This is a genomic window from Pseudoalteromonas sp. P1-25, from assembly GCF_001401805.1.
In the GTDB taxonomy this organism is placed as follows: Bacteria; Pseudomonadota; Gammaproteobacteria; order Enterobacterales; family Alteromonadaceae; genus Pseudoalteromonas.
Map to the genome: position 1 here is coordinate 48168 of NZ_LKDW01000021.1, position 24952 is coordinate 73119.

A 24952-nucleotide genomic window follows, 5' to 3' on the forward strand; every position below is an offset into this window, starting at 1 on the left:
TTAAAAAATTATTATTTAGTAAAAAGTGGAATTGTAGCTTCATCTTGAATTTTGTATGTTTCCGATTTGCTACTAAAATTTTCATGACCGTATTTTATTATAATACAGGTAACATTATCACGTGCACCTCTTACTAAAGAAGAATGCATAAGCGCCATACCTGAATCTATAATACTATTAGGTTCTAATGACAAACATATTTCTTCATCAGACAATTCACCTGTTAACCCATCTGAACAAAGTAAGAAAATATCATTAGTATTTACTTCACCTTGTACTACATCTACTTTAACTTCGTCTGTAACGCCCACAGCGCGTGTAATCACATTCGAAAGCGGGTGCGTTTTTGCTTCCTCAACTGAAATTACGCCTTCATCGATAAGATCGTTCACTTGGCTATGGTCCCGCGATATTTGCTGTAATTGACCATTTCGTAGCATGTATGCTCTGCTGTCGCCTACCCATAAAACGTAATATTGATTATCTTTTATAAATAAAGCAGTTACTGTACTGCCCGCTGTTTTGCTTCCTAAGTACTGAGCACTGTATTCATTTAATTGACGATTTGCATCTTCAATAGCTGAAACAATATGCGAAACGCTAAGCGTAGCTAATGTCTTTTCTTCTACTTTTGCTCTAATCACGTCTACAACAAGCTGGCTTGCAACTTCACCCGCTTCATGTCCGCCCATTCCATCGGCTACTACCCATAAGTTATGGCTGTTAATTTCGACATGGGAGTCTTCATTTAATTGCCTAACAGCACCGCGATGAGTTATTGCGTAACTTGTACTTAAATTGCTAATCACTATTCTTTACCTGTGTGTAATTCCATTCCCAATGCTTCCATCGGCCATCTAACATAGCTGCAACTTGGTTAACAGGCGGTAGTCCTGAAGTAACGAGCATCATAGGCTTTATATTGCATGAACCGTGAGTCCACCAAACACTATAGTCACCATGCTTTTTATATAAAAGTGCATGAAGGGCGTCTTTTAAAACATTACTTGATAGCTCATCACCTGAGAACTCAAATGCTTCACCCTCTTTATTTTTGTCACTAGAGAGAGAAATACTAAGCTGCTTTTTAGGCTCTGAAAGCGTTCTTATCGATTTAGCAACCTCTTTTCTCCACATGAAAAGGTCAACAGAGCTATCTAGCACTTTAAGTACAGTGTCTTCATACTCTAAGGAGAAGACGCCCGAATTTAATACTTCTATTGGCGCAACTTCTAATGTACTGGCTACCGTAAATGGATAATGACGCCCTACTGCATCCATGCTCGGTAACAGAGTTCCCATTACACCTTTATCACCGACAATATTTGGCGATAATGCAAAATGCCATACAGGGCCTGTTAGGTAGTTATCTTGCCAATTGTCACCCAACTGTTCTTTGCTTACAGCAATAGCTGCTTGCAGCCATTGCTCCCAGTGCTCTGAAAATTCTTTCGAAACGCTGTCTTGAACAAAGTCCCCTAAGCTAGGGACTTTGCCAAGGTAGCCTATATTTATAATCGGGTCGGACATGAAAACTTCTCTACACTTTTATTCCAAAATGGATGTCTAATTGATTTTGGCAATAGCTCAACTTTTGCGTTGTTACCCATGAGAGAAAAATGTAACTCTAAATCCTCACGTGTTTTTGCTCTTTTAGCGCTCAACTCATCCAACATGCGATAAAGCGACCATTCACCTTGGTAAGTCGTATTTACAGAGCGCCCTCCATTAGGCGGCGTGAATACAACTCGCGTTTTACTTTGTCCACTTGCGCCTGGCCAAACAAAGTTTGTAACTCTTAAGGGGCCATGGCGGTAAATCATTGATTGACCATCAATTTCAATCATTAAGCTCGATGTAGTTTTATCCAACGATAGCGGACGTAAGCCAAACTCAATTCTAGGAGTTGCACTTCCACCATCGAAGAACACAGTTTGAATTTGATGGGCTAGTTCAAACATGGCTAGAGTATCAGCGCTTATGCCAATGTCTTTTTCAAACTTCCACGGACTCGAACTCATATCCACACTAGGCGCTACATAGTTAGTGAAGAAGCTATCAATGGTGCCATCTGGTCCAAAGAAACGTGTAAAGTCTTTCATATTCACTTCTTTTTGTGCATAAGGAGAGAATGGGTATCGGCCCACAATAGCTGCGTTGTACTCGCGTAAAACCTGGCTTTTCCAAATCTCATTTAAGTGTCTGTTAGCGCTATTTTTAGTGATATTACTGGTATCTCTGCTTATATCTAATAACCAACTATTAAATGGGTAAGGTAGATCACGGCTTTGAAACTCAAGTTGGCGAATGAAACTTGGTTTACTTTTTCCACTGATTTGATCTTTTATCGATGACTTTAACTGATCGCCTCTATCTAGCTTAGTTAGATATACATTAAGTTCTCTGAGATTTTTCTGAATGTTATCTAATTGCTGAGTATCAATATTTATAACATCTTCAAACGCTTCCTCAACCTGATAACCAGGCAGCTTGATATCAAACTTAGGGGCTTCGTCAGGTAAAAAACGTTTAATTCTATTGGCTTTAGTTTGCATTGCAATTTCAGCAGCATTAGCGGCAACTTTACCCGCTGCTTTTTGGTTCTCTGACACCGGCAGTTTGGTTAATTGCACATTTTTTTGCACAGCCATAATAATGTTTTTAATCGGTGCTTCTGAACCTGCTAGTACATCTGTAATATTGACACCCTCAGCAGGTGAGCTGTACTGATTTAGGCTTAGATCGTCGATAAATGACTGCCAAAAGAAGATATAATCTTGAAAATAACGTTGCTCTAATTTCTTTTCAATTTCTTCTTTAGAAATATCATAAGTGCCCGATGCCTCCTCGCCATATACCCAGCTGCTTGCCATCAAATTGCCAAGCATTTTACTTTTCTCAACATTAAAAATGCCGTGAAAACCGTTAAAGGTATATAAACCAGGAATACTTCGAGTCAGCTCGCCATTGTTTCTGAACGTGAATTTTTGCGCACTTTCAAAACTAATAATGTCTGTTAACCTAAACGGCGGAATGCTGCTATCAAGAAAATCAGCTTGTAGGCGTTGGTATGCTCTTTCGGCTATTGGTAACTTAGTTAACTCAGCTCTAGCTATACGCACTGCTTGATTATCTATTTTTGTTTGACTAACACCAAGCTCTAATAAGGCAGCAATGTGGTTCATCAACTGGCCACGAGTCAGCGCATTTTTATCACCTGGTAGGTTTCTTTCAAGGTATGCATTAAACCAAGCCGAAATATCTTCACTTTCAAAGTACTCAGGTTGGAATAGCATTAAATAGCACTTTAGCGTCTCGTATAAATAGCTAAGGTGCTCTGGATGCGCTTCCATTTCTTTAATTAACGTATTGGCTATATAAGGTTCTAAATACGTTTGTAGAGACCTGTTATAGGCTTGTGTAGATGACTGTTTAATTTCATTAAGCTTATTAAAACCTATCGACTGAGATTCATCGGCATCAACTAACGCAGGATTGTTAGCTGGTAAATTTCTTAGCGCATTGAGCCTGTCGTTTAATACTAATAAGTTACTTCTATCAAACGAGGCTCCATCTAGCTCCTGATAAGTTTCAATGGCTTCATCTGTAGCAGCCATTAAATTATTATTCCATGCAAAGCTAAAGTACCACGAAATAGAAAAACCAATTACCGCAATACTAGCTAAAGAAATACTACCTACTCTCAGCCATTTGTTCTGCTTATCGTGATGTTTGTTAGTACTTGCTAGGTTTTGCTCAGGGAAAATCACACCTTCTAAAACGTTTTTAATAAAGAAGCTTTTCGATTGATTTATATAGCTAGAATCTGCTGAGTTTACATCATTTAAAAAGCTAGCTGGCTTCCCTTCTTGAGTGGCACTGGTCAAATACACGCCCCTAAACATAGGGAGTTCTTCATAGGCGTTAGGGGTAAAAATTTCTTTTAAAAACGCATCGCCTACACCTTGCAGCACACGAAGTTGTCTCGGAAATTCAAAAATTTTGGCTCGTATTTCTTCATTACGCTCGTTAATCAACCTACGATTAAGCATTTCTGTCAGTTTTGAAATTAACGCGTGAAACTCTTTATTAAACGCTTCAACTTGAGTGTCTTTATCTAGGTCTAACTCAAAAGTAACCCCCCAAACTTGCTCGCATTCCTCTTCTGTAAGCTCGCCAAAAAACTCTCTAAAACCTTCAATTAAATCAACTTTAGAAAGAATGACGTACACCGGAAAAGTCATACCCAACTGATTTTGTAATTCTTGTAAGCGCTGTTTAATTGCGCGGGCATGCAGATTACGCTCTGTTTTAGTTTGACTCATGAGCTCAGAAATACCCATGCTGATCATTACACCATTAATGGGGCGTAGCGGGCGGTACTTGCGTAAAAGCCCTAAAAAGCCTTCCCAGGCGCGCGAGTCATGCTTTGCGTGGCTACTTTGTGTTGTGTATCGTCCTGCGGTATCAATAAGTACGGCTTTATTAGTGAACCACCAATCACAGTTTCGTGTACCACCTACACCGTGCACTAAATCAACACCTAACTTATCTTTTAACGGATAGTCTAAGCCTGAGTTATTAATAACCGTTGTTTTACCGGCCCCAGGCGGGCCAATCATAATATACCAAGGTAATTGATATATATTTTTACCCTTAAATAGCTTTACATCTTTAAGTAAGTTGATGGCCTCATTCATGCGGTTTTTTAACGTGGTGATCTCTTCATTCACCTCGTTACTGTTCGACTCATCGCTTTCGATTAGCTCATCGGCCATTTTCTCATCGCGTTTGCTTTGTTGCGTTAAGCTATAAATTTTGGTGATAGCAAACACTAAAATAACAAACAAAATTGTTAACAGCCGTGCCGCTACACTCTCTAAAGGAATAAAGTCAGCAACCGCAATAAGCGGGCCGCCAAACCAAATTAATAAAGATAACGCCAAAAAGCCGATAATTAACATGGCTGTTTTAGAAGTGAGTACGTAAGTAATTTTTTTTATTTTGTGTGAAAAACTCATGTCAGCCTCATTAAAATAATAAATCGATTTCAATTCGTCGGTTTAGTGACCGAGAAGCTGAATCTGAATTGCTGGCGATAGGCTCTGCAGCACCTTTACCTTCAGGCCATAGACGGCCACTTAGGTTTGTACTTTTAGCCATAGAATTAGCAACTTGCGTTGCACGGGCTAAAGAAAGGTGCCAATTTGATGGGTATTTATCAGTCCGAATAGGCGTATCATCGGTATGCCCAGTAATTAAAATACGTCCTTTTGTTCCTTCCAAACTAAGTGCTAGCTTTTCTAAAATGGGCTGAATTGACGGTAGTAATTTTGCGTCGCCCTGATTAAATAAGCTTTCGCTGTTTATTGAAATTCGTATGCGGTCTAGGTTTTTCTTTACTGTAACTATCCCCATCTGAATTTCTGTTTGCAGTAACTGCTCAAGTACTAATAGTTGTTTATCTTTTTTATCTATACTTTCGTTTTGCGCTATAGGGTGAATCACAGCTAGCTTGTCGTTAAGTGAAGCAACGCCGTCGTTTAGTTTCATGTTGATAAATAAGTAAACCATTAACAGCACTAAACCCAACACTGAAAAAATCACCCAAAGCGGAACTTGATTTCTAAGCTCTACGCCAGCGGCAACACGCTGCTTCCAATTAGGTGAAAGTTTATTGTTCAATGGACCATCTAATTGATTTAAAAGGTGATACATTTGAGAACGATATTCTTCTATTTTAGTATCGCCACCGTTGTCTAATCTGTATTTACCTTTAAAGCCTAAATTCAAGCAATGGTACTGCAGCTCAATAAATTGTTTGTGTTGTTCAGGTTGAGCCAGTGCGTTATCAAGCAGGGTGTAAAAGTATTCACCGCCAAACGTTTCTTTATGAAACGTCGATAGTAAACTCTCATCAGCCCACTCCATTGAGCTCCATTTAGAATTTAAAACTGATTCATCTAAAATCGCGCACAAGCAATAACGCGAGTTAGTGATTACATCTTTAGAAAGCCCCTGGTTGCGCACTTCAACTTCAAAGCGCTTCACAGCCTCAACACAGCGATGCTTTAAAGCAGCAATATTTGTCATCTCTTTAGCTTGGCTAATAGAAATTACAATTGAAAAACAATCTGTTGCCGCTTCTAAAAGTGGATTTTTAAAAATTGAAACTTTAGACGTATTAGTAATACTGCTGGCAGCGGGCTCAATAGACATTACTGTTTTATCAGTATCGTTATCAACATTAGGAGTGTTTGAAGTGTCACGCCCTAGTCTACCAGGGCGAGGTTTTATAATGGTTTCATCCATTGAAACTCTTCCTTTAAAAGTTAAGTTCTAATTGCCCAAAGGCTTATTTGTAGCTCAGGGTAATTACCCGATAAGTGGATAGCGATACCACCACTTGAACGAAGTTTTTCCCAATGTTCACCCTGCTTGTTTAACTCAAAGTAATGAAAACCTGCATGGTATGGGATTTGGCGCGGTGCCGTTGGTAAGTTACTAATGGTAATACCAGGAATTTGGTTATTAACTAAGTCACGTATAGTTTCGACACTACCGATCTTAATTTGTGAGGGCAGTATTTTTCGCAGCTCTTCGTGCGGTACACTTGCTTTAATTGCTAAAACAAATTGTGCCGAATTGAGTATAGACTTATCTTTTAGTGCCCCAAACGAAATACCAAACTTACTTTGTTCTAGTTTAATTTCTGTCGCAGTTTGTTCAATGACATGGCTTAAAGATTGATATAAGAAATTGACTACTTCAGCAAAGACTTTAGCCAAATTATTATGATCGTACTTAGGCAACTTTGGTACTCGTTTATTTGCAGTGCTAAAAGTCGATAGCTCGCCGGCAAGCTCGATAAGACGAGTATAAAATACATTTGGGTGGATGTTATTCACGCTAAGTAGATTGTCAAAAATAGCATCGTATTTATTAAGGGTTTGCAGCATGATGAAGTCGGCAACCGAAGTGCTTCCTGCATAGCCTTGGCATAAACGTACAGATATACTCTCTGCACGCTGTTTTATCATAGAACCTATTTCTCTTACTAAACCATGTAATGGCTTGCATTGACCCACTTTTAAAGAGGGAGGTATATATTTAGTATCAAGTTTAATGCTGCCTTCGCTACTTACTTCAATAATGCGTGCAACAGGCAGTAAAATATACCCAGCACTGTCATCAGAAGATAGCATAAGCTTGCTATAAACTTTAGCAACCTGAATAATCTCTTGGGATTGAGTTCCTAGTGAGTCATCACTTACAGTTAAGTCATTTAGCTTATAGCGCGTAACAATATTCTCATCCAATGCTGAAATATTAATACCACTATTTTTGATTGCCGGGATGGCAAGGTATACCACTTCATCGTACACATCTTTATTAACCACTAATGGCTCAGGTAAAGGAGTAGACTGTGGCATTTCAATTGGGAGCAAGTCTGGCGTAATGGCACTTAAAGACTCAAGAGCTAACTGCCCTGAGCCCAATAACTGTGTGTCTATACTTATATCAAGTATGCCCCACGGATCAGATAAATTGCCCTTACATAATTGGTTTATTAAATTAGAAAAATGCTTATCTGATTGTTGAAAATGTTGCGGCCTTAAGAACATCCCTTCAGTCCACGCAACACGAGTGTTGTCACCCATTTTACAAATCCTTTTTATCGCTCTCTCATGTATGTTGCAATTGCTTCAACATTTACATTTATATCGTCATAGCCAGTAGGGTCAACCTCAATAACTGCTCTCCACCTTGCTTGGTCGATATCTCTATAAGCCACAACAACACCCACGTAACGGGTATTTCTATTAAGGCTCATTTTGTATTTTTGTACTGAGTTTGGTTGTAGTTCTAGCTCATCTTTTTTAAGTAAATCTGGGCCTAATAGTTTTTCAGGTGTTTCGTATAAACTAAAAAAATCCTGAGTATCAAAAATAGTTCTTGAACTTAGTTCAAATATTTTCATGACAACTGGCGACGGTCTCTCTGATGTGTCGGGATTTACATCTTTAGAAACATTAATAATTAAATCAGTTGAAGGCGGCACTATTTTGTTAACGGTGGTACACCCAACCGTCAAAAAGAGTAGGCTAATGCTCATAAAAAAGAGCTTAAATTTAGTCATTATTTACTTTCCTTCCTAAAACGTTTCTTGAGTTTTATCATTATAAGCCTTTAAAAAATCGTCAGATAACGCCATGGCACCTTTGGCATTTACGTCCTGTGCTAACTCTTCATGAAGGCTTTGGTATATCTTCCAACATTTTGCTTCTGACTGGCCTGGAATAATTTTTAATACATTCGAGTTTTCGTTTACTTGCTGGGATATCTGCTGAGGAGAAACCTGCTCTAAAATCCCTTTAAGTACACCATCAGCTCCTGCTAATAAAGCATGTTCATGTCTTCGAGTATCAGTAAAGCTTTCTTTAATTGATTCACGAGACGACAGGAAGCTTGCACTATTTCTGATGAATAAATTCTGAATAACATCATCAATATCTGCAGAAAACTTAATCGGGTTATTTTGTTTAGTTTGAAACATGGTTTGATTCAAGCGTAATTGATTTTTTACCAAAGCTCGTTGTCTTAATGACTCCATTAACTCGTTTAATAATAAATTTAAGCTTTGACCCATTTCGAACCATAACTCAGGTGTATTGAGAGCATTTTGAAGCTCAGCTTTAACACCTAAACCTTTTAAAAACGCCTCAGATAAGGCGGAATTAGCGCTTGCGGTACTAGCCTGTGTTTGCGATTGTTTTACTGGCTGCTTAACGGGTTCTGGTGTTTTTTGTGGCTCAACGTTAACGGGTAGCTCTGCCACTGCAATATCATCAAAATGGTTTTGCGGTGAGACTGATACATCAGGGTTCATTAGATGTGATAATTCATCCCAATTTTCAGGAATTTGATTATCAGGCTGTGCCATGCTTTCTTCTTTCATTGAAACAGAAGGCATTGACTCATCTAAAATAGATTCATTTAAAAATAAATCACTTGAAGAAAAATTATCTATTTCGGGTGCTGGAGCACTATTTCTTAGTGCAAAGTCATCCGTATTAGAGCGGGCTTCTGTGTATGCTGTCGTAGATTGAGAATCAGCTAACTCGACTTCAATTTGAAAATCCCCCACAGTAATTACATCACTGTGCGCTAAACGGTGTTTATTACCTTGACCAAGCGCAGACACGCCAAAATTAACAAACGTTCCGTTAGTGGAGGTATCGTATAAATAAAACGAATCGCCTTCTTTTTCGATACGGCCGTGCCGGCTAGAGATTATTTTTTCAGGATCGGGCAAATGCCAATCGCACGTTTCGGACCGGCCGAAAATAAGGGAGTGTTTAGTTGTTTTAGAAGCTTCAATTTCAGGCGAGAGTCTATGATAACTTGTTATATTTAGTATCAGTTCCATTTGATAAGTCAGTCCCATAAATCTACATTTTCAGTAGGATAAAGTAGAAGCGAAACTATTGTCAACATTGAAATTAATATATAAAAATATACACAGATATTTAAATTTGAAGACAATGATAAATTTAATAAACCTAGAAATATGAAATCCAATAATTAAACTCCTGTTTGAATGTTCCTTTTTCAGCACACTTCCGCAAACTTTATCTCATGAAAAATAAAGTGAATGATTATCGCTGAATGTACCTTTAACGCCTTTTGCAGCGGTTTTAAGGAAGTTATTTTTTAAGTTTAAAAATAAAAATAAGTTTTAAGTGAGTTTAAACAGACGACGTAACCGATTTTGTATGAAACTTCTACGCCAGAAAGATTGCTAAAGTAATCTTTTTTTGTAAAAATACTGCAGTTATCAAAGGGAGAATTGATAAAAACGATAAAAATTCACCTTTGCAATTATTTATATATACACAATAAAAGGATTTATAATGAGCGGTATCAATAACTCTAACGATAAAACTCAGATAGCGTCGCTTGATTCAAATCTCAAAAAGCCACAGGCTAAAAATAAACTAAACCTAATTGGTAAAAAAATATCAGCTCGTTACTTGGTTGAAGAATTAATTGGTCAGGGCGGTATGTGTTATATCTATCGTGCAAGGGATTTATTTTTAGAAAGCCCAAGTCGCCCCGAAGTATTTGTTGCAATAAAGGTGTTACTCGAAGAGTTTTCACACTCAGAAGAGGCCATCACTCTCCTTAAAGATGAAACCACTAAAACACAACAGTTAGCCCATCCCAATATTGTTAAAGTGTATTCTGCAGGTTCAGATGGCGATCTTCATTATGTAACGATGGAGCTTGTTGAAGGTGAAACACTTGAGCAAATAATAAAAAGAAACAAACCCACAGGTATGGTGTTTAAAAAAGCGAAGGTGATTTTAGAGCAATTAGCTAATGCCCTGATTTACGCACATGCACGCGGTGTCATCCACAATGATTTAAAGCCATCAAATATTATTTTTGATTCTAACGGCAACTTAAAAGTGCTTGATTTTGGTATTGCAAAACATAAAACCATTGAAGATGCTTATGCTGTTCAAAACGAGCAAAATGCTGCTGTTGTAGGTGGTTACACTCCCACCTATGCAAGCCCTGAGCAACTTAAAGGAGCTGAGGCTTCAGTTAAAGATGATGTGTTTTCTTACGCATGTATAGCGCTTGAACTATTAAGCAGCAAACATCCATTTAATCGTGTAGCAGCTGATAAACTAGCGAAAGATACCTCAGCAAAACGCCCTAGTAACTGTCCGTTATGGTTATGGGGTAGCTTAAATAAAGCAATTGCATTAAACGCGTCTGATAGATTAAGCTCGCTCAATCCCGTTTTAGCTAAATTAAAGCAAAATTACAAACCGGCTGTCGCATTAGTCGCAAGCTTGGTAATTGCCTCAGTATTGGCAGGGCAATATTACTTATCTAATAACAACACTATAAAACAGCTCGAAGCTAAGTTAGACAATGCTCAAGCTATAAACCAACAAGTAAAAACATGGATGTCATGGAATGGCCCCAGCATACTCGATAAACTTTCTGAAATACCGCCACAATACGACGTTTTAAAACAAGGGTTATTGCGTGTAAATCAAGAGAGTGTTTTGCAAAGTTTCGATGGTATGGCTAATCAGATAAACAATAGTGGTGGCAAGTTTAAGAACTTCGACGAAACTATAGATGTTTACACGCAAGCACTTGAATACTACCCTGACTCAGAAAAGCTCTCTGTACAGCTTGAGAGTATTTTAAGAGAAAGGCAATCTATTATTTTTGATATTACATCACGAATTAATCTACTTTTAGAACAATCTCGTTATAACGAAGTTGATAATAATAGTATTCCTCAGCTAATTATTGATTTAAAACAGGTTGATGACACCTACGTCTATCAACCTTCGCAAATTCACTTTGATAATTACAAGCTAGCGCTCGAAAAAGCTATAGAAGAAGACAACGTTATTGAACAAAAATCGTTATTAAACGTAGGGAAAGCTATCTTTACTGATACGCAAAAACAAGAGCTGCAATTTGCTGAACTGCTCAAAAGAGAGGCGGCAATCGACGCTCTTAGCTCGTATCAAGAAAGAATCAATAAAGGCCTACAAGCTCAATTTCCAACAGCGGATGCTATTGTATTTTACAAGCCACGCTTTGATCGCTACACAGAAAAACTTGAAAGCGTTGAGCAATACAAAGAACTATTAGAATTTGAAGAGCAGATTAACGTGGAGTCAGTGGATTTACCATCAGACTTTTCGCTTTTGGTTTCTTTAAAACAGGAGTTATCTAAACGATACATTACAATGGCGAATACCTTAATGAAGAGAAAGATGTATCGTACTGCCGAGCAACTAGTAGAGCGAAGTGAAGCCATTACTCAATCACTTGATAATGTTTTATTGTAACTTATTAACTATAAAGCAAAGCGATTGTGGCTTTGCTTTTACAATACACTTTAAAAGTTGATGAACACTTAGTTTTACCGACGAAAGTCAAGGATGACGAGTTAAGCTAACGCTTGTACTCCTCCATGATATTTCGCAATTTTAATTACTATAATGATTTATGGAGTACCAATGAAAAAAATAACCGCACTAGCAGCATTACTCATTTTAAGTGGCTGTGCAAACACTTCAAATATGAATGAAACTGAACAAAAAGTTGAAGACAATGTTGCCGATGTTCAAGCTGAAGTAGCCGAGGTGGTTGCTCCAATCTCACTTACCGTAATTACTAACCCTAATGACGCGCGCGTGCGTATTATGAATATCAAACCGGTATACCAAGACGCGATTGAACTAAAAGAAGGTGAATACGATATTGAAGTAAGCAAGCCTGGCTATCAAACTTATCGTAAGTGGGTCGTGGTTGATAAAAAAACCATACTTACAGTTAATCTAGATGAAGTAGCAAAAACTGAAGCTGCAAACTAAACACCATGTAAATTGTATTTATGCCTTTAAATACGCATTAATTTAAAGGCATAACTCTCGCATTTTCTTCAAACAATATAATACCCCCTATTACACTCACATTCCCAAAAATACATAGCCATAACACCACTATAAAACGTCGCTTTTGCGATTTATGCCTAAGCCATTGCTGTGCAATGAGTGCACCGGGCCAACCGCCAACTAGCGCCAGTATATGTAGTGTGCGCTCAGGTGTGCGGTTTACTTTTTTATGCGTTGATTGCTTTGCTTGTCGTTTATCCCAAGCGTACATTATATATGTGATTAGGCTCAGTGAGCTTATATAACCTGGTACATAAATAGGCAAGTACTGAGATAGATACGCAAGCCAAATCACAGCCAAAAAAAGCAGTGAGAAGATGATTAATGTTTTATTTATCAATTCATGATCGCCTATACTAAAAAGAGTTAAACCAAAATAATAAGAGCCAAATTATGACATACTTTAAAGCCCTATTTTTAGTATTATGCTTATACGTCTTTAATAGTTACGCCGCTGATACCCCAAGTAACCTTGATAAAGAACTCGCTGTATTTAAACCTTATTTAGGTACTTGGCAGGCCGATTTTAAAGTGCCTGAGGGAGCCAAACCAGTACAAGATATTGGTCGATGGGAGCGAGCATTAAATGGTAAAGCGATACATACCAAGCACTCTATTAATGAAGGTGAATATGGTGGTGAGTCGATGATTTTTTACGACAGTAAGAAAGAGTCGTTGGTGTTTTACTATTTCACTACCGCAGGTTTTTACACAAAAGGCACCATGAAAGTGCTCAGCCCTACCCAATTTGTTGCGTATGAAGAGGTAACTGGCAGTAAAGAAGGCATTACTAAAGTACGCTCGATAAGCGAGCTAAAAAACGATGCGTTTGTTGTTTCAACGTCTTATTTAAAAAAGGGTGAATGGACTAAACCTGAGCAACGTACTTACACACGCAGCACTAAAGCCGTTAAATTTAAATAACGTTGTATTTAAAACACAAAAAGGCAGCTCAGGCTGCCTTTGTCATTTATAAAACCGCTATTATTTAGCAAACTTTTTAAATGGTTCATCAACGGGTGTATCAGCAAGGTGGTTAGTGTAGTTGCTCATTACTTTTTGCGATAAACCAACAATAATTTCTAGTAGTTGCTGTTTACCGTAACCTGCTGCAAAAAATTTCTCAATTTGCTCATCGCTAATTACGCCGCGATCACGTGTCATTGCAAGTGTAGTCTCACGCAAAGTTTCAAGTTTTGCATCTGCTAGTGGTGTTTTGTTTACTAGTGCATCTACAATATCTTGGTCAACTTTCATTGAAGCGGCAATTGCGCTGTGCGCTGGTACACAGTAATGACACTCGTGCTCAACGTTAATTGTTTGCCATACCACAGTTAACTCTTCTGCGTTAAACGACGTTTTTTGAAATAGCTCATGCAGTACTTGGTAGCCTTTAAGTAACGTAGGCGCCTCTGCCATTACTGCGTGAAGGTTAGGCAGCATGCCAAATGCGGCTACTGAATCAGCCATAAGCGATTTTGATTCTTCAGGTGCGTTGTCTTGGGTATATAACGTAAATTCTGCCATGTTCTGCTCCAATAAATTAATGTGTTTGAGTAACCTGAACTCTGGATAATAAATCTATCTCTAACAGCTATTTTCAGCGATAACTGCGTTGAATTTACTTGCAATAGGCTAGCTATTGACGCGTAAATTCGCCTTGTTTTCACTAAAAACCTCTGGCTAGAGAAAATAACGTTTAATATCATCATGAAGAAATATGTTAGTAAATCTCTTAACCAGAGTTCAGGTTAAATAACTTCGAGACACATACTATTTGATTTTGAGCGACTGTTCAAGTTAAAATTGAGCATACGTTCAAAATAGTTGAGATTAAAATGGCTAACAAAGTTAAATTTGAGCGCGATAATGTAATTCGCGTTGCAAGCCAATTGTTTTGGGAAAAGGGGTTTAACGCCACCTCAACCCGCGATTTACAAGAAGCTATTAACATGCGCCCTGGCAGTATATATGCGGCGTTTGGCTCTAAAGAAGGCTTATACAGCGAGTCTTTAAAAGACTACACAGTACAAATGAAAAGCCAAATTGATGGGTTTTTAGCAAGCTCTGACTCTGTTTTAGGTGGTTTACGTGCGTTTGTAGAAAACGTAATTATTAAAACCAAAGACTGTAGCCCAAGTGCTATTTGTATGTTGGTAAAAGCAAACAGTGAATTTGCAGAAAAAGATGCCTCATTATATGAGCTGAGTTTAGACTTATCGGCAAAGTTTGAAGCCTATCTAACCAGCTTGTTTGCTCAAGCTATTAAAAATAATGAGCTGAGCAGTAACCTTACGGCTCTTGAATATGCGCAGTTTTTTCAGGTGCAGTTTACTGGGCTACGTGGCTATTTTAACCGCCCAGGCGTTGATCAATTAGCGCAGCCGATGATCGACCAAATGTTTACCTTGATCAAAAAGCTATAACTTTTCGCATTACTCACTGCTAAAGTCTCAACTAAAAAAAGCGGCTAATTCGCACGAATTAGCCGCTTTTTTATTTTTTAGAACAAACTTCACTTATGTTTTAAGTTTATTGAGCTCGCTATCTTGTTGCGCTACCAATGCATTAAGTGCTTCACTGCTGTCTCCCGCTTGGGTAGATAAGTCAGCAAGCTGCGATGCGGCATCAGAAATAAGCGTAAGGTTACGGTTTATTTCTTCTGTTACTAGGCTTTGTTCCTCCGCTGCGGTGGCAATGTGGGTAATTTGATTTGTAATTTCATCCACTTTTACTACAACACTATGCAGCGCATCAAACGCTACTGAGGTTTCGTTTACAGCACTCTCAGCACGTATAACACCATTTTCAATCACGGTTGATGCGTTACCTACTTCAGATAGTAAACTATCGATAAGTTGGCTAATATCATCGGTAGATGAACGTGTTTTAGAAGCAAGTGCACGCACTTCATCGGCAACCACTGCAAAGCCACGACCATGCTCGCCCGCACGTGCGGCTTCAATGGCGGCGTTAAGTGCAAGTAAGTTTGTTTGCTCTGAAATGGTTCTGATCACATCTAAAATTTGCGTAATATCTTTACTACGCGACGCCACTTTTTCAACCGCTTGGTTGGCTTCTTTTATTTCTTCAGACATGGTTTTAACTTGGCTCATAGCCGATGATAAGCTCGACTCACTACTTACCACTAAACCATTTATTTCATCCGCTTGTTGAGCAGATTGCTCAGAGGCTCTGGCCACCTCAAGTGCGGTGGCGCTCATTTCGTTCATGGCCGTTACTACGCTTTCAATTTCTTGAAATTGCGATTGCACGTTATGTTTTGTATCAATAGCAATATGCTGTGCTATTTCGCCTTGCTGCTTAGTTTGAGATGAAACATCTTTAAGCTCTGCAATTAAGCCACGCAGTTTAGCTAAAAAGGCATTAAAACCACCCGCAAGCGCTATTAGCTCTGCGTGGGTGTCAACATGCAGTGTATGCGTTAAGTCACCTTCTGAGCTGGCAAGGTTATCAACACGTTGTTGGATTTGCTCAAGCGGTGCAACCACGCTACTTACTACTATTTTCATAATAATAAAGGCAATTACAGCTATCACACCGCCCGTTATTAAAATAACTAAACCTAACTGGTTTGCCGAGTCGCTCATATTTTTTGCTAACGCATTAGGCCCTTCCAGCGCTAAATTACTTGGCACTTCAATAAGTAGGCTCCACTGAGTGTTAGCCAGTTTAATGTTAATTGGGTAGTTAACTAAATACTCGCTAGGTGTTTTAAAGAGGCCATGTTGCCCTTTAAATTTAACCAGCTCACTGTAAGTATTGCTACTAACTGCTTCTTTAAATGGGCGCCCTAATTTAGATTTATAATGACTGCTGCCTACAATTAAACCTATGTCACTTAAAAGTGTTACTTTTGCTTGGCCGTTATAAAGTTCGCTCGAGAGTTTTTCGGTTAAGCCCTGAAAAGTAGGTAGCGTTAAATCAACACCCGCTAAACCAATAAAGCGGCCTGATTTAATAATTGGCACCGTTAATGAAGTAAGCATAACAGAGTCGCCAGAGGGGATTTCGTAAAGGTACGGTTCCATAATACAAGGCTTTAATGTGTCTTTTGCACACAAGTACCAGTGGGCCTCGCGAATACCAAACTCGTTTAACGATGTTAAATATTTATCAGCGGCATTAGCTACTTTTTGTTGCTCAATATTGCCGTTTTGGTCGCGCGTTATATACACTTCTAACGTACCATCGCCATTAACAGAGTGTTTAAAACCTTGTGTAAATTGCGCGTCTTGCCCATCAAATGCGTTAGCTTCAAACTGCGAATAAATAGACGATAAAAATTGATTCTTCTCTAAAATAGAGCGATTAATGTTCACCACAGTATCGCGATTTAGCGTTTGAGTTTTAGCTGCATCACCAAGCAATGCGGCTAAAGAATTAGGCACTCGGTAAGCTTCATTTATAAACCCAGCTATTTTTTCACCGTAAGCAGCCGCATTTGCATTAAGCTTTTGCTCAACCTCAGCCACTATATAATCTTCAGATTCTTTTGCGAGCGCTTCACTGTTTGATGACATTTGCCACCACAATACGCCAGAGAGAACCAGCACTGTTAAAAATGTACTACCGACGGTTATCCACAACAGCTTTTTTGCTAACGAGATTTCTTGCACTTAAATTGCCCTTTAATTAAAACTACCGCTACAGTTTAGTAGATCTTGAAAATGAAGCTATTAAAATCGTTACGAAAATAAAAACTAATACAAACGTTTAGCTTTTATTTTTGGTTAAAAAGGCCGTGGCTATAGAGGCCAAAATAAGCAAAATTACACTTGCCCATAAACATGCTACAAAACCATAAACCTGAAATACCCACCCCGAAAGCACCGTGCCTAGCAAACGGCCCATTGCATTGGCCATATAATAAAAGCCAACATCAAGCGATACACCATCGCTTTTAGCAAAGCTGACAATTAAGTAGCTATGCACTGAGGAGTTAACAGCAAATACACCGCCAAAAATAAGCAAACCTATAATCAGCGTGGCATGAACGGCCACCTCAAGTTGCATAAATAGTGCTAATAGTGCGGTTACACCACTTAGCAGCAACACCCATAAATAGGCATGTTTAACGGTATCAACACTTGAATTACTGGTGCCGGTAATACGCGGCGCTTGCGATTGCACGCCGCCATAACCAATAACCCAAAGTGCCATAAAGCCACTAACCCACCAAAAGTTCCAATTAAACTGCTGAGCTAAATAAATTGGTAAAGCCACTACAAACCAAACATCACGCGCGGCAAACAAACATAACCGTGCTGCGCTTAATAAATTTATTGCACGGGATTTAGAAAATAGCTCTTTAAACTTGGGCTTATTTTTAGCCTTGCCCATGTCGCCTTTTAAAAATACAACGCTAATAATCCACGCAATAGTAAGTAGTAGAATAAGCGCCTTCAAAGCACCTACAAAACCCAATACCGTAAGGAGTAAACCACCTAAAAAGAAGCCGACCCCTTTTAACGCATTTTTTGAGCCTGTTAAAATAGCCACCCATTTATAAAGCTGGCCTTGTCCGCTTTCTCCCTCGGGCACTAAGTGTTTAATGGCACTTTTGGCGCTCATTTTATTTAAATCTTTGGCTATGCCACTAAGCGCTTGTGCTGCCATAACATAAGCCACTGTGAGCCACTCACTTGGCGCGCATAACATGGCAAGGGCTATTATTTGCAGCGCCAAGCCAAAGTTCATGGTTTTATTAAGGCCTAAATGAGCCCCAAGCCAACCGCCCACTAAATTGGTGATCACACCAAAAATTTCGTAAAACAAAAACAGCATGGCAATAGCCAGCGCACCATACCCTAACTGATGAAAATGCAGCACCACCAGCATACGTAGTGCGCCATCGGTTAAGGTAAATGCCCAGTAATTACCGGTTATAATTAAATACTGTTTTATTGCTGTAGGTAAATTAGCAAGTTGCTCAAACATGGTTTACGCCCTTAAAACCTTATAAATGGTTAAACCAAATCGCTTTTAGCAACTTTTAGCATAAGCTCGGCGGTACGATTAGCGTAGCCCCATTCGTTATCGTACCAAGCGTATAATTTAAGCTGGGTATTATTAATAACCATGGTAGAGAGCGCATCAATAATGCTACTGCGTGGATCGGTTTTGTAATCAATCGAGACCAGCGGTTTTTCTTCGTAACCTAATACACCTGCAAGCTCGTTTTTAGATGCCTGAGCAAACCATTCGTTAACCTCAGCGGCAGTTACACCACGCTCAAGCTCAAATACACAGTCGGTAATGGATGCGTTAGTTAAAGGTACGCGCACGGCATGGCCATTTAACTTACCTTTTAGCTCAGGGAATATATGCGTAATGGCAGTTGCACTACCTGTTGTGGTAGGTATTAAACTTGTCCCGCACGAACGGGCACGGCGTAAATCTTTATGTGGCGCATCAATAATCGTTTGGGTATTGGTAATATCGTGAATAGTGGTCATTGAGCCGTGTTTAATGCCTACTTTTTCTTGTAGTACTTTTACAATAGGCGCTAAACAGTTAGTCGTACACGACGCCGCAGTCACAATTTTGTGCTCATCTGGGTTATACAAATTATCGTTAACCCCCATAACCACATTTAAAATGCCGTTTTCTTTTACTGGTGCGGTTACTACAACGCGCTTAACACCTTGTGCTAAATATTGGTTTAACAGTTCAGTGGTTTTCATTTTACCGCTGGCTTCTATTACTACATCGCAATCAGACCAATTGGTATCACTAATGGTTTTGTTATTGGTAACGGCAATAGTGTGTTTGCCCACACTAAAGCTATTTTCGTTTGCTGTAACGCTGTGTGCTAAACGCCCGTGTACTGAGTCAAACTCTAATAAATGAGCATGTGTTTTAGCATCGCCTGCAACATCGTTTACTTTAATAAATTCTACTTCTGGCCATTCTAATGCTGCGCGCAGTGTTAAACGTCCCATGCGGCCAAAGCCGTTAATACCTACTTTAATTGTCATAATAAATACCTTTAGTAAAGTTAAACCAATGTGTTTAATTAACAGCAGATTGCTGCACGCTCTGGGCGATTACCCATTGCATTGAGTCGATTTAAATCATCGCTAAAAAATGCAGAATTTTCGTTTCGTGTTTGTGTTAGTACGCTAATAGCCCACTCAGGCAAGGCTTTGTTAATGCTGTAGTAAACCCATTGATTTTGCTTACGGCCGCTTAATAAGCCACATTGCCTAAGCTGCGCTAAATGGCGCGACACTTTAGGTTGGCTAAGTTCAAGCGCGGCAACAAGCTCACACACACATAGCTCTTGCTCATGGCTAATTAATAACATGGCTTTTAAGCGCGTATCGTCGGCTAAGCATTTGTAAAATTGAAGTGGGTTGAGTTGTTCCATAGCATCCTCGTTTAGTTAGTGTGCATACAATAAAACAAAACAAGAATATATGAAATATTGAATATACGATTTTCCGTATATTTATTTAAAAGCCCGCTTCAATTAATGTGATCTCTAGTAAATTGCAGCGCACAAAAAGCCCAGTGGCAAACCACTGGGCTTTTGTAGCGTTTTTGTATGGGCATACTTGGTGTGCTTTATCGCTGCGCCATTTAAAGCCTTATGCTAACAAGGTATTTACGCAGGTCTGTGCGATAAAAAGATGCCCTACGCTTTGATCTACTTCATAAGCAAAGTCTAAATCAATAAGCAGATACATTATATATTGTGCCTGCACAGTAGCTATTGAGGTAATTACCACTAAGTTGCAAAAGAAAGCGCAAGATGATCAAGTAATGCTCGTATTCTTGCCGGTAAGTGGCGATTTGAAGCATACACTGCGTTTAATTCCAATATGCTTGCTTCGTAGGGTTCGAACAGTAACTGCAATGAACCGTCTTTTACGTAAGGCTCTGTCACGTATTGTGGGCCCATGCCTATTCCCAGCCCTTGAGAAGCCATGTGGGTTACTGCTCTGGGGGAGTTAGATGCAAAATCGCCGCTAACATTAACAGTGAACATATTGCCATCTTCCCTGAACTTCCAGTTTTCAGGGTCGTTTTGAGAAGTTTGTAATAAGCAATTGTGTGTCGCCAGCGCACTGGGATGGCTTGGTTTGCCATTGCGCTTTAAATACTCAGGAGAGGCAAAAAAAACAATACGCATATCCATCAATTTTTTTGCGATCAGCGTTGAATCCTTCAACGGTCCAAACCTCACAGCAACATCCACACCTTCATCGATGATAGCCACATACTGATCAGACAGGTTCAGCTCAACATTAATTTTCGGATGCTGGGCTAAAAATGGGGCCAGTGCATCAACTAATTTAGTACTGCCAAATGCGGTAGGTGCGGTTAAGCGAACCGTGCCAGACAGATCAGACTGCCTATGTTGAATGACATCTTCTAGCTCTTCAAATTGTTCCAACAAAGGTACACATCGTGCAAAGTATGCCTTCCCCGTTTCAGTCAAGGTAACAGTGCGCGTAGTACGGTGAAATAACAATGCGCCGTGCTTTTCCTCTAACTGACCAATATATTTACTTGCTAGCTTAGTGCTAATGCCCAATTGTTTAGCCCCCGCGGTGAACGATTTTTGTTTAGCTACCGCAATAAAGGTGCGCATGCCGTCAATGGTATCCATAAAACCTCGTTTAATATCCCAATCACTTTATGAACATATTGTACATAGTATTTCTATAAATCAATGTATTGTTCACAAGAAATTCGGCGCCTATTATTTGTTCGAACGCAAATGTAAGCCCAAACAAGGCCAGTTAACCTTATACTTAACAGAGGATCTATTATGTCAAATGCAGTCAAAATTCATTCGTTCCCACTTTCAGGCCACGCTCAGCGTGTCGAGTTATTTGCGAACATCGCTGGTATCGCCCACCAAGTAATCAATGTTGACTTAGCCAAAGGCGAGCACAAAAAAGCCCCCTTTCTAGCCCTAAACCCTGCGGGTCAAGTACCCGTATTAGAAGACGGTGACACGGTTATCAGTGATTCAAATGCCATTCTGGTTTACCTAGCACGTAAATACGCGCCGAACTATTTACCTACCGATGCCGTGCTTGAAGCCCAAGTGCAAAAGTTCTTGTCATTGGCGGCTGGAGAAATTGCTTTTGGCCCGTGCAATGCACGCTTAGTTACCGTGTTCAACGCAACCTTGGATGCTGACTTTGCGATTGCTACAGCCCACAACGTGTTGAAAAAACTGGATGCACATTTAGAGGATAGAGCGTTTTTGGTAGGAGATAGCCCGAGCATAGCCGATATCGCTATTTATACGTACACAGCCCATGCTCCAGAGGGTAATGTGTCCTTGGCTGAGTACCCAAATGTTCGTCGCTTTTTAGCAAATGTAGAAGCACTAGATGGGTTTAAGCCAATGGCAACGACTAAAGCAGGTCTCGTTGCCTAACCTATTGACTTACCTTTTTTGACTGGGTGCTAAGCCCAGTCATACCAATCAAGCAAATTAACTTACCCGTATTGGAGGCCCCATGGAACCAAGCAATCACTATGCTCCATTTCACGATGGTGAACGTCAGTTGCAAGCCAGTGTAGGTGCTCTGGAGCAGATGGACAATATTGGCCGTCGCGCAATCCGCCCATACATGCCAGATCAGCATAGGCAGTTTTTCCAACAACTGCCGTTTATGGTGCTGGGTAGTACATCAGATAAGGGGCAACTTTGGGCGTCAATTTTGCCTGGAAAGCCGGGCTTCGTGCAGTCCCCTTCCCCAACTCAACTCACAGTAAACACCCCAATTTTATCAGGTGATCCATTAGCCGCAGCAATCACACAAGGTGCTCGATTGGGTTTATTGGGGTTAGAAATGCCGACCCGGCGTAGAAACCGCGTCAACGCTTGTGTTACTAGCGCAGCGAGTCACCAATTTACCCTAGAAGTTGAGCAATCTTTTGGCAATTGTCCGCAGTATATTCAAACTCGCGACCTTCACTTTATCCGTTCGCCAGATGCGCCATACAAGGCCCCGCGCGCTGAAACGTTTTTTGAGTTAGGAGATGCCCTAAAGACCTTCATCTGCCAAGCGGATACGTTTTTTGTTGCCAGTTCTGCGGATCACGAACCTGCAAACAAAGTAAATCGCCAGGTATCTGCCCATAATACTATGGGGGTTGATGTGTCACACCGTGGTGGCATGCCAGGTTTTATAAAGGTTGACGAAAACACCCTCACCATTCCTGATTATGCAGGGAATAACTTCTTCAATACGCTGGGTAATTTCCTGTTAAACCCCAAAGCGGGTTTACTGTTTATTGATTTTACCAGCGGCGATGTTTTTATGTTAACCGGCACAGTTACCTTGCTGGCGAGTGACTCACCGATAATTAAAGGGTTTCAAGGTGCTCAGCGCGGCTGGCAATTTACCCTAACCCAAGGGCTGACATTAAAAGCGGCACTTCCATTTCGCGCTCAATTCGATAGCTACTCCCCCAATTCTGAGGCAACGGGTACTTGGTCACAGGCAGAAGCAATCGTTAAAGCACAAGCTAAACGCAACCAGTGGCGCGCATTTACCGTCAGTAAAATCGAAGACGAGAGTAGTACAATCCGCTCATTTTACTTGCAGCCAAAAGATGATTCTCCCGTACTGCCATTTTCCCCAGGGCAACACTTAACCCTGCGTATTAAGCAGAAAAATACTGAAAACTGGCTTGTGCGCAATTACACTGTATCCAGTGCCCCATCGCAAAGTGGTTACCGTATTTCAGTAAAACGTGAAGAGTATGGTCTGGTATCAAGTACCTTGCATTCTCGAATATCGATTGGCAGTGAAATACAGATTAAAGCACCAAGCGGCCATTTCTTTATCGATAACACACAACAGCGCCCAGCCATTTTAATAGGTGCGGGTGTGGGCATTACACCAATGGTGGCCATGGCAAATGATGCACTTAATGAAGGTATTCGCACTCGCTATATCCGCCCAATGGCAGTAATTCAAGCCGCAAAAAATAGTGAGCAACGCGCTTTTTATGCAGAGCTGAGCAACATTGCAAAGCGCAGCGCTGGGCGTATTCAGTATTATTCTGTATTAAGTCAAGCGCACAGCAATCAAACGCAAAACGCTCTTGTGTCGAACGACTACACTTCCCAAGGGCGAATTAGCCAAAACTTGGTAATGGACGTACTTAATGCAATAGCCACAGAGCATAACATCGATTTCCCATCGCTGTTCGACAAAGACTTTTATCTGTGTGGCCCCCAAGGTTTTATGCAAAGTATGTATGACTTACTGATTGGTATTGGGGTAAAAGATGAAGATATTCATGCCGAAGCGTTTGGGCCGTCGTCTTTAGCACGCCAATCAGCAGATACCAGCAAACACGCTGAGCTAGAGGCTGAATCTGCTGTGGTAAAGTTTGCCCACTCAGGTATTGAACAAAGCTGGAATAAAGGTGATAGCTCCTTGCTAGAGGTGGCCGAAAGCAAAGGGCTTACGCCACCATACAGTTGCCGCAACGGCCAATGTGGATCGTGTACGGTTAAACTAAAAAGTGGTGCTGTAACGTATCGCACCAAGCCAAGTGCATATATTGACCCATCAGACGTATTGTTATGCTGCGCGGTGCCAGCGAAAGATTCCGACATTGTTATATTAGATTTGTAGCTCAATTAATCAGGCTAATATTCAAAGTCACTTATTGATGAAACCTATACAAGTTTTTCAACGTTACTTTACCCAAAGAGGATTTAAACATGAGTACACGCCCACCACTGCCCCCTTTTACCCGCGAAAGCGCCATCGAAAAAGTGCGCCTAGCAGAAGATGGCTGGAACAGCCGTAACGCTGAAAAGGTATCACTTGCTTATACAGTGGATACCAAATGGCGTAATCGCAGCTCTTTCGTGAACAGCCGCGAAGAAGCCGCAGAATTTTTAACAGGAAAATGGGAAAAAGAATTTGAATATAGGCTGATAAAAGAGTTATGGGCTTTCACTGAAAATCGTATAGCCGTGCGTTACGCGTATGAGTGGCACGACGACAGCGGCAACTGGTTTCGCTCCTACGGCAACGAAAACTGGGAATTCGATGAAAATGGTTTAATGCAAAGCCGCTTCGCTTGCATCAACGACTTACCCATCAAAGAATCAGAGCGCAAATTCCACTGGCCACAAGGGCGCCGCCCCGACGATCACCCAGGGTTATCGGAATTAGGGTTGTAAGCACACCCGATAATGGCGATACAGACTATAAAGCCAGCCTTCTATAGGCGTTCTTGCAGAACGCCTTAACCCTTTTCATCCTCCCAACATTTTTCAGCATTAAAGAGCTGCTTACTTAATCACTGCAATGACAAATACAACTGTGTCAATTGCTGGTACATGGGTTAATTTAATCATGCTGTTTTCATGTATTTATAAAGCTATTTAATAAACTTTGCTTACAAAAAAGCCCAGTGGCAAACCACTGGGCTATTACAAT

21 protein-coding genes are annotated in these 24952 nt (G+C 40.2%); 7 read left to right on the top strand and 14 right to left on the bottom strand.

The annotated features are described in order from the left end of the window. Positions 1-11: 11 nt before the first annotated feature. From AN393_RS13275 to tagH, 7 genes are read right to left on the bottom strand one after another with little or no spacing between them, the layout of a single operon-like run. Positions 12-809: a PP2C family serine/threonine-protein phosphatase gene (locus AN393_RS13275; RefSeq protein ID WP_055018333.1), complete on the bottom strand. Its 798-nt coding sequence runs from the start codon at positions 807-809 to the stop codon at positions 12-14. Next, the gene (gene tagF, locus AN393_RS13280) at positions 802-1530 is read right to left on the bottom strand and encodes a type VI secretion system-associated protein TagF (protein ID WP_055018334.1); all 729 of its coding nucleotides are present in this window, start codon (positions 1528-1530) and stop codon (positions 802-804) included. The genes AN393_RS13275 and tagF overlap by 8 nt, the downstream gene beginning before the upstream one ends. Continuing rightward, positions 1512-5021, bottom strand: coding sequence for a type VI secretion system membrane subunit TssM (gene tssM / locus AN393_RS13285; protein WP_055018335.1), 3510 nt, complete (start codon positions 5019-5021; stop codon positions 1512-1514). Before tssM ends, tagF begins: the two co-directional genes overlap by 19 nt. A 10-nt stretch (positions 5022-5031) precedes the next feature. Further along, on the bottom strand, positions 5032-6312 hold the full coding sequence (gene tssL / locus AN393_RS13290; RefSeq protein WP_055018336.1) for a type VI secretion system protein TssL, long form: 1281 nt from the start codon (positions 6310-6312) through the stop codon (positions 5032-5034). A 20-nt stretch (positions 6313-6332) separates the two neighbouring features. After that, positions 6333-7661 (bottom strand): type VI secretion system baseplate subunit TssK, encoded by a 1329-nt coding sequence (gene tssK, locus AN393_RS13295; protein ID WP_055018337.1) that lies wholly within the window; start codon positions 7659-7661, stop codon positions 6333-6335. A 14-nt stretch (positions 7662-7675) separates the two neighbouring features. Then, positions 7676-8140, bottom strand: coding sequence for a type VI secretion system lipoprotein TssJ (gene tssJ / locus AN393_RS13300; protein WP_055015757.1), 465 nt, complete (start codon positions 8138-8140; stop codon positions 7676-7678). Positions 8141-8155: 15 nt separating this feature from the next. Next, positions 8156-9430, bottom strand: a complete 1275-nt coding sequence (gene tagH / locus AN393_RS13305) for a type VI secretion system-associated FHA domain protein TagH (RefSeq protein ID WP_055018338.1) — start codon at positions 9428-9430, stop codon at positions 8156-8158. Positions 9431-9914: 484 nt separating this feature from the next. Between tagH and AN393_RS13310 the strand changes: the two genes are divergently transcribed. Together AN393_RS13310 and AN393_RS13315 are read left to right on the top strand one after the other, a co-directional pair. Then, complete coding sequence (locus AN393_RS13310; RefSeq protein ID WP_055018339.1) at positions 9915-11888, top strand: serine/threonine-protein kinase; 1974 nt, start codon at positions 9915-9917, stop codon at positions 11886-11888. Between the two features lie 171 nt (positions 11889-12059). After that, positions 12060-12416: a PEGA domain-containing protein gene (locus AN393_RS13315; protein ID WP_055015760.1), complete on the top strand. Its 357-nt coding sequence runs from the start codon at positions 12060-12062 to the stop codon at positions 12414-12416. Positions 12417-12453: 37 nt separating this feature from the next. On the opposite strand, the gene AN393_RS13320 is transcribed toward AN393_RS13315, so the two are convergent. After that, positions 12454-12837: a DUF1294 domain-containing protein gene (locus AN393_RS13320; protein WP_055018340.1), complete on the bottom strand. Its 384-nt coding sequence runs from the start codon at positions 12835-12837 to the stop codon at positions 12454-12456. Positions 12838-12890: 53 nt separating this feature from the next. On the opposite strand from AN393_RS13320, the gene AN393_RS13325 reads away from it, so the two are divergent. After that, positions 12891-13421 carry a hypothetical protein gene (locus AN393_RS13325; protein WP_055015762.1) on the top strand — a complete coding sequence of 177 codons (531 nt, stop codon included), beginning with the start codon at positions 12891-12893 and terminating at the stop codon, positions 13419-13421. A gap of 60 nt (positions 13422-13481) precedes the next feature. Here AN393_RS13325 and AN393_RS13330 read toward each other — a convergent pair whose 3' ends face one another. Next, complete coding sequence (locus AN393_RS13330) at positions 13482-14024, bottom strand: carboxymuconolactone decarboxylase family protein (RefSeq protein ID WP_055015763.1); 543 nt, start codon at positions 14022-14024, stop codon at positions 13482-13484. Positions 14025-14335: 311 nt separating this feature from the next. On the opposite strand from AN393_RS13330, the gene AN393_RS13335 reads away from it, so the two are divergent. Then, the gene (locus tag AN393_RS13335; protein ID WP_055015764.1) at positions 14336-14923 is read left to right on the top strand and encodes a TetR/AcrR family transcriptional regulator; all 588 of its coding nucleotides are present in this window, start codon (positions 14336-14338) and stop codon (positions 14921-14923) included. Between the two features lie 93 nt (positions 14924-15016). Here AN393_RS13335 and AN393_RS13340 read toward each other — a convergent pair whose 3' ends face one another. From AN393_RS13340 to AN393_RS13360, 5 genes are all read right to left on the bottom strand, one after another. Next, complete coding sequence (locus AN393_RS13340; protein ID WP_055018341.1) at positions 15017-17137, bottom strand: methyl-accepting chemotaxis protein; 2121 nt, start codon at positions 17135-17137, stop codon at positions 15017-15019. Between the two features lie 97 nt (positions 17138-17234). After that, positions 17235-18458: an organoarsenical effux MFS transporter ArsJ gene (gene arsJ, locus AN393_RS13345; protein ID WP_055015766.1), complete on the bottom strand. Its 1224-nt coding sequence runs from the start codon at positions 18456-18458 to the stop codon at positions 17235-17237. A 29-nt stretch (positions 18459-18487) separates the two neighbouring features. After that, positions 18488-19498 carry an ArsJ-associated glyceraldehyde-3-phosphate dehydrogenase gene (locus AN393_RS13350; protein ID WP_055018342.1) on the bottom strand — a complete coding sequence of 337 codons (1011 nt, stop codon included), beginning with the start codon at positions 19496-19498 and terminating at the stop codon, positions 18488-18490. Positions 19499-19536: 38 nt separating this feature from the next. After that, on the bottom strand, positions 19537-19890 hold the full coding sequence (locus AN393_RS13355) for a metalloregulator ArsR/SmtB family transcription factor (RefSeq protein ID WP_055015768.1): 354 nt from the start codon (positions 19888-19890) through the stop codon (positions 19537-19539). 360 nt (positions 19891-20250) lie between these two features. Continuing rightward, positions 20251-21135 (bottom strand): LysR family transcriptional regulator, encoded by an 885-nt coding sequence (locus AN393_RS13360; protein ID WP_055015769.1) that lies wholly within the window; start codon positions 21133-21135, stop codon positions 20251-20253. 162 nt (positions 21136-21297) lie between these two features. On the opposite strand from AN393_RS13360, the gene AN393_RS13365 reads away from it, so the two are divergent. The 3 genes from AN393_RS13365 (at position 21298) to AN393_RS13375 (ending at position 24693) form a co-directional block, all read left to right on the top strand. Continuing rightward, on the top strand, positions 21298-21918 hold the full coding sequence (locus AN393_RS13365; RefSeq protein ID WP_055015770.1) for a glutathione S-transferase family protein: 621 nt from the start codon (positions 21298-21300) through the stop codon (positions 21916-21918). A gap of 82 nt (positions 21919-22000) precedes the next feature. Then, positions 22001-24136, top strand: a complete 2136-nt coding sequence (locus tag AN393_RS13370; protein WP_055018343.1) for a pyridoxamine 5'-phosphate oxidase family protein — start codon at positions 22001-22003, stop codon at positions 24134-24136. 89 nt (positions 24137-24225) lie between these two features. Then, positions 24226-24693 carry a nuclear transport factor 2 family protein gene (locus AN393_RS13375; RefSeq protein ID WP_055015772.1) on the top strand — a complete coding sequence of 156 codons (468 nt, stop codon included), beginning with the start codon at positions 24226-24228 and terminating at the stop codon, positions 24691-24693. Positions 24694-24952: the final 259 nt, after the last annotated feature.

Bases quoted from the DNA above. Each gene is read 5' to 3' on its own strand.
- tagF (WP_055018334.1), bottom strand. From the start codon at position 1,530: ATGTCCGACCCGATTATAAATATAGGCTACCTTGGCAAAGTCCCTAGC.
- tssM (WP_055018335.1), bottom strand. From the start codon at position 5,021: ATGAGTTTTTCACACAAAATAAAAAAAATTACTTACGTACTCACTTCT.
- tssL (WP_055018336.1), bottom strand. From the start codon at position 6,312: ATGGATGAAACCATTATAAAACCTCGCCCTGGTAGACTAGGGCGTGAC.
- tssK (WP_055018337.1), bottom strand. From the start codon at position 7,661: ATGGGTGACAACACTCGTGTTGCGTGGACTGAAGGGATGTTCTTAAGG.
- tssJ (WP_055015757.1), bottom strand. From the start codon at position 8,140: ATGACTAAATTTAAGCTCTTTTTTATGAGCATTAGCCTACTCTTTTTG.
- tagH (WP_055018338.1), bottom strand. From the start codon at position 9,430: ATGGAACTGATACTAAATATAACAAGTTATCATAGACTCTCGCCTGAA.
- AN393_RS13310 (WP_055018339.1), top strand. From the start codon at position 9,915: ATGAGCGGTATCAATAACTCTAACGATAAAACTCAGATAGCGTCGCTT.
- AN393_RS13315 (WP_055015760.1), top strand. From the start codon at position 12,060: ATGAAAAAAATAACCGCACTAGCAGCATTACTCATTTTAAGTGGCTGT.
- AN393_RS13325 (WP_055015762.1), top strand. From the start codon at position 12,891: ATGACATACTTTAAAGCCCTATTTTTAGTATTATGCTTATACGTCTTT.
- AN393_RS13330 (WP_055015763.1), bottom strand. From the start codon at position 14,024: ATGGCAGAATTTACGTTATATACCCAAGACAACGCACCTGAAGAATCA.
- AN393_RS13335 (WP_055015764.1), top strand. From the start codon at position 14,336: ATGGCTAACAAAGTTAAATTTGAGCGCGATAATGTAATTCGCGTTGCA.
- arsJ (WP_055015766.1), bottom strand. From the start codon at position 18,458: ATGTTTGAGCAACTTGCTAATTTACCTACAGCAATAAAACAGTATTTA.
- AN393_RS13350 (WP_055018342.1), bottom strand. From the start codon at position 19,498: ATGACAATTAAAGTAGGTATTAACGGCTTTGGCCGCATGGGACGTTTA.
- AN393_RS13355 (WP_055015768.1), bottom strand. From the start codon at position 19,890: ATGGAACAACTCAACCCACTTCAATTTTACAAATGCTTAGCCGACGAT.
- AN393_RS13360 (WP_055015769.1), bottom strand. From the start codon at position 21,135: ATGGATACCATTGACGGCATGCGCACCTTTATTGCGGTAGCTAAACAA.
- AN393_RS13365 (WP_055015770.1), top strand. From the start codon at position 21,298: ATGTCAAATGCAGTCAAAATTCATTCGTTCCCACTTTCAGGCCACGCT.
- AN393_RS13370 (WP_055018343.1), top strand. From the start codon at position 22,001: ATGGAACCAAGCAATCACTATGCTCCATTTCACGATGGTGAACGTCAG.
- AN393_RS13375 (WP_055015772.1), top strand. From the start codon at position 24,226: ATGAGTACACGCCCACCACTGCCCCCTTTTACCCGCGAAAGCGCCATC.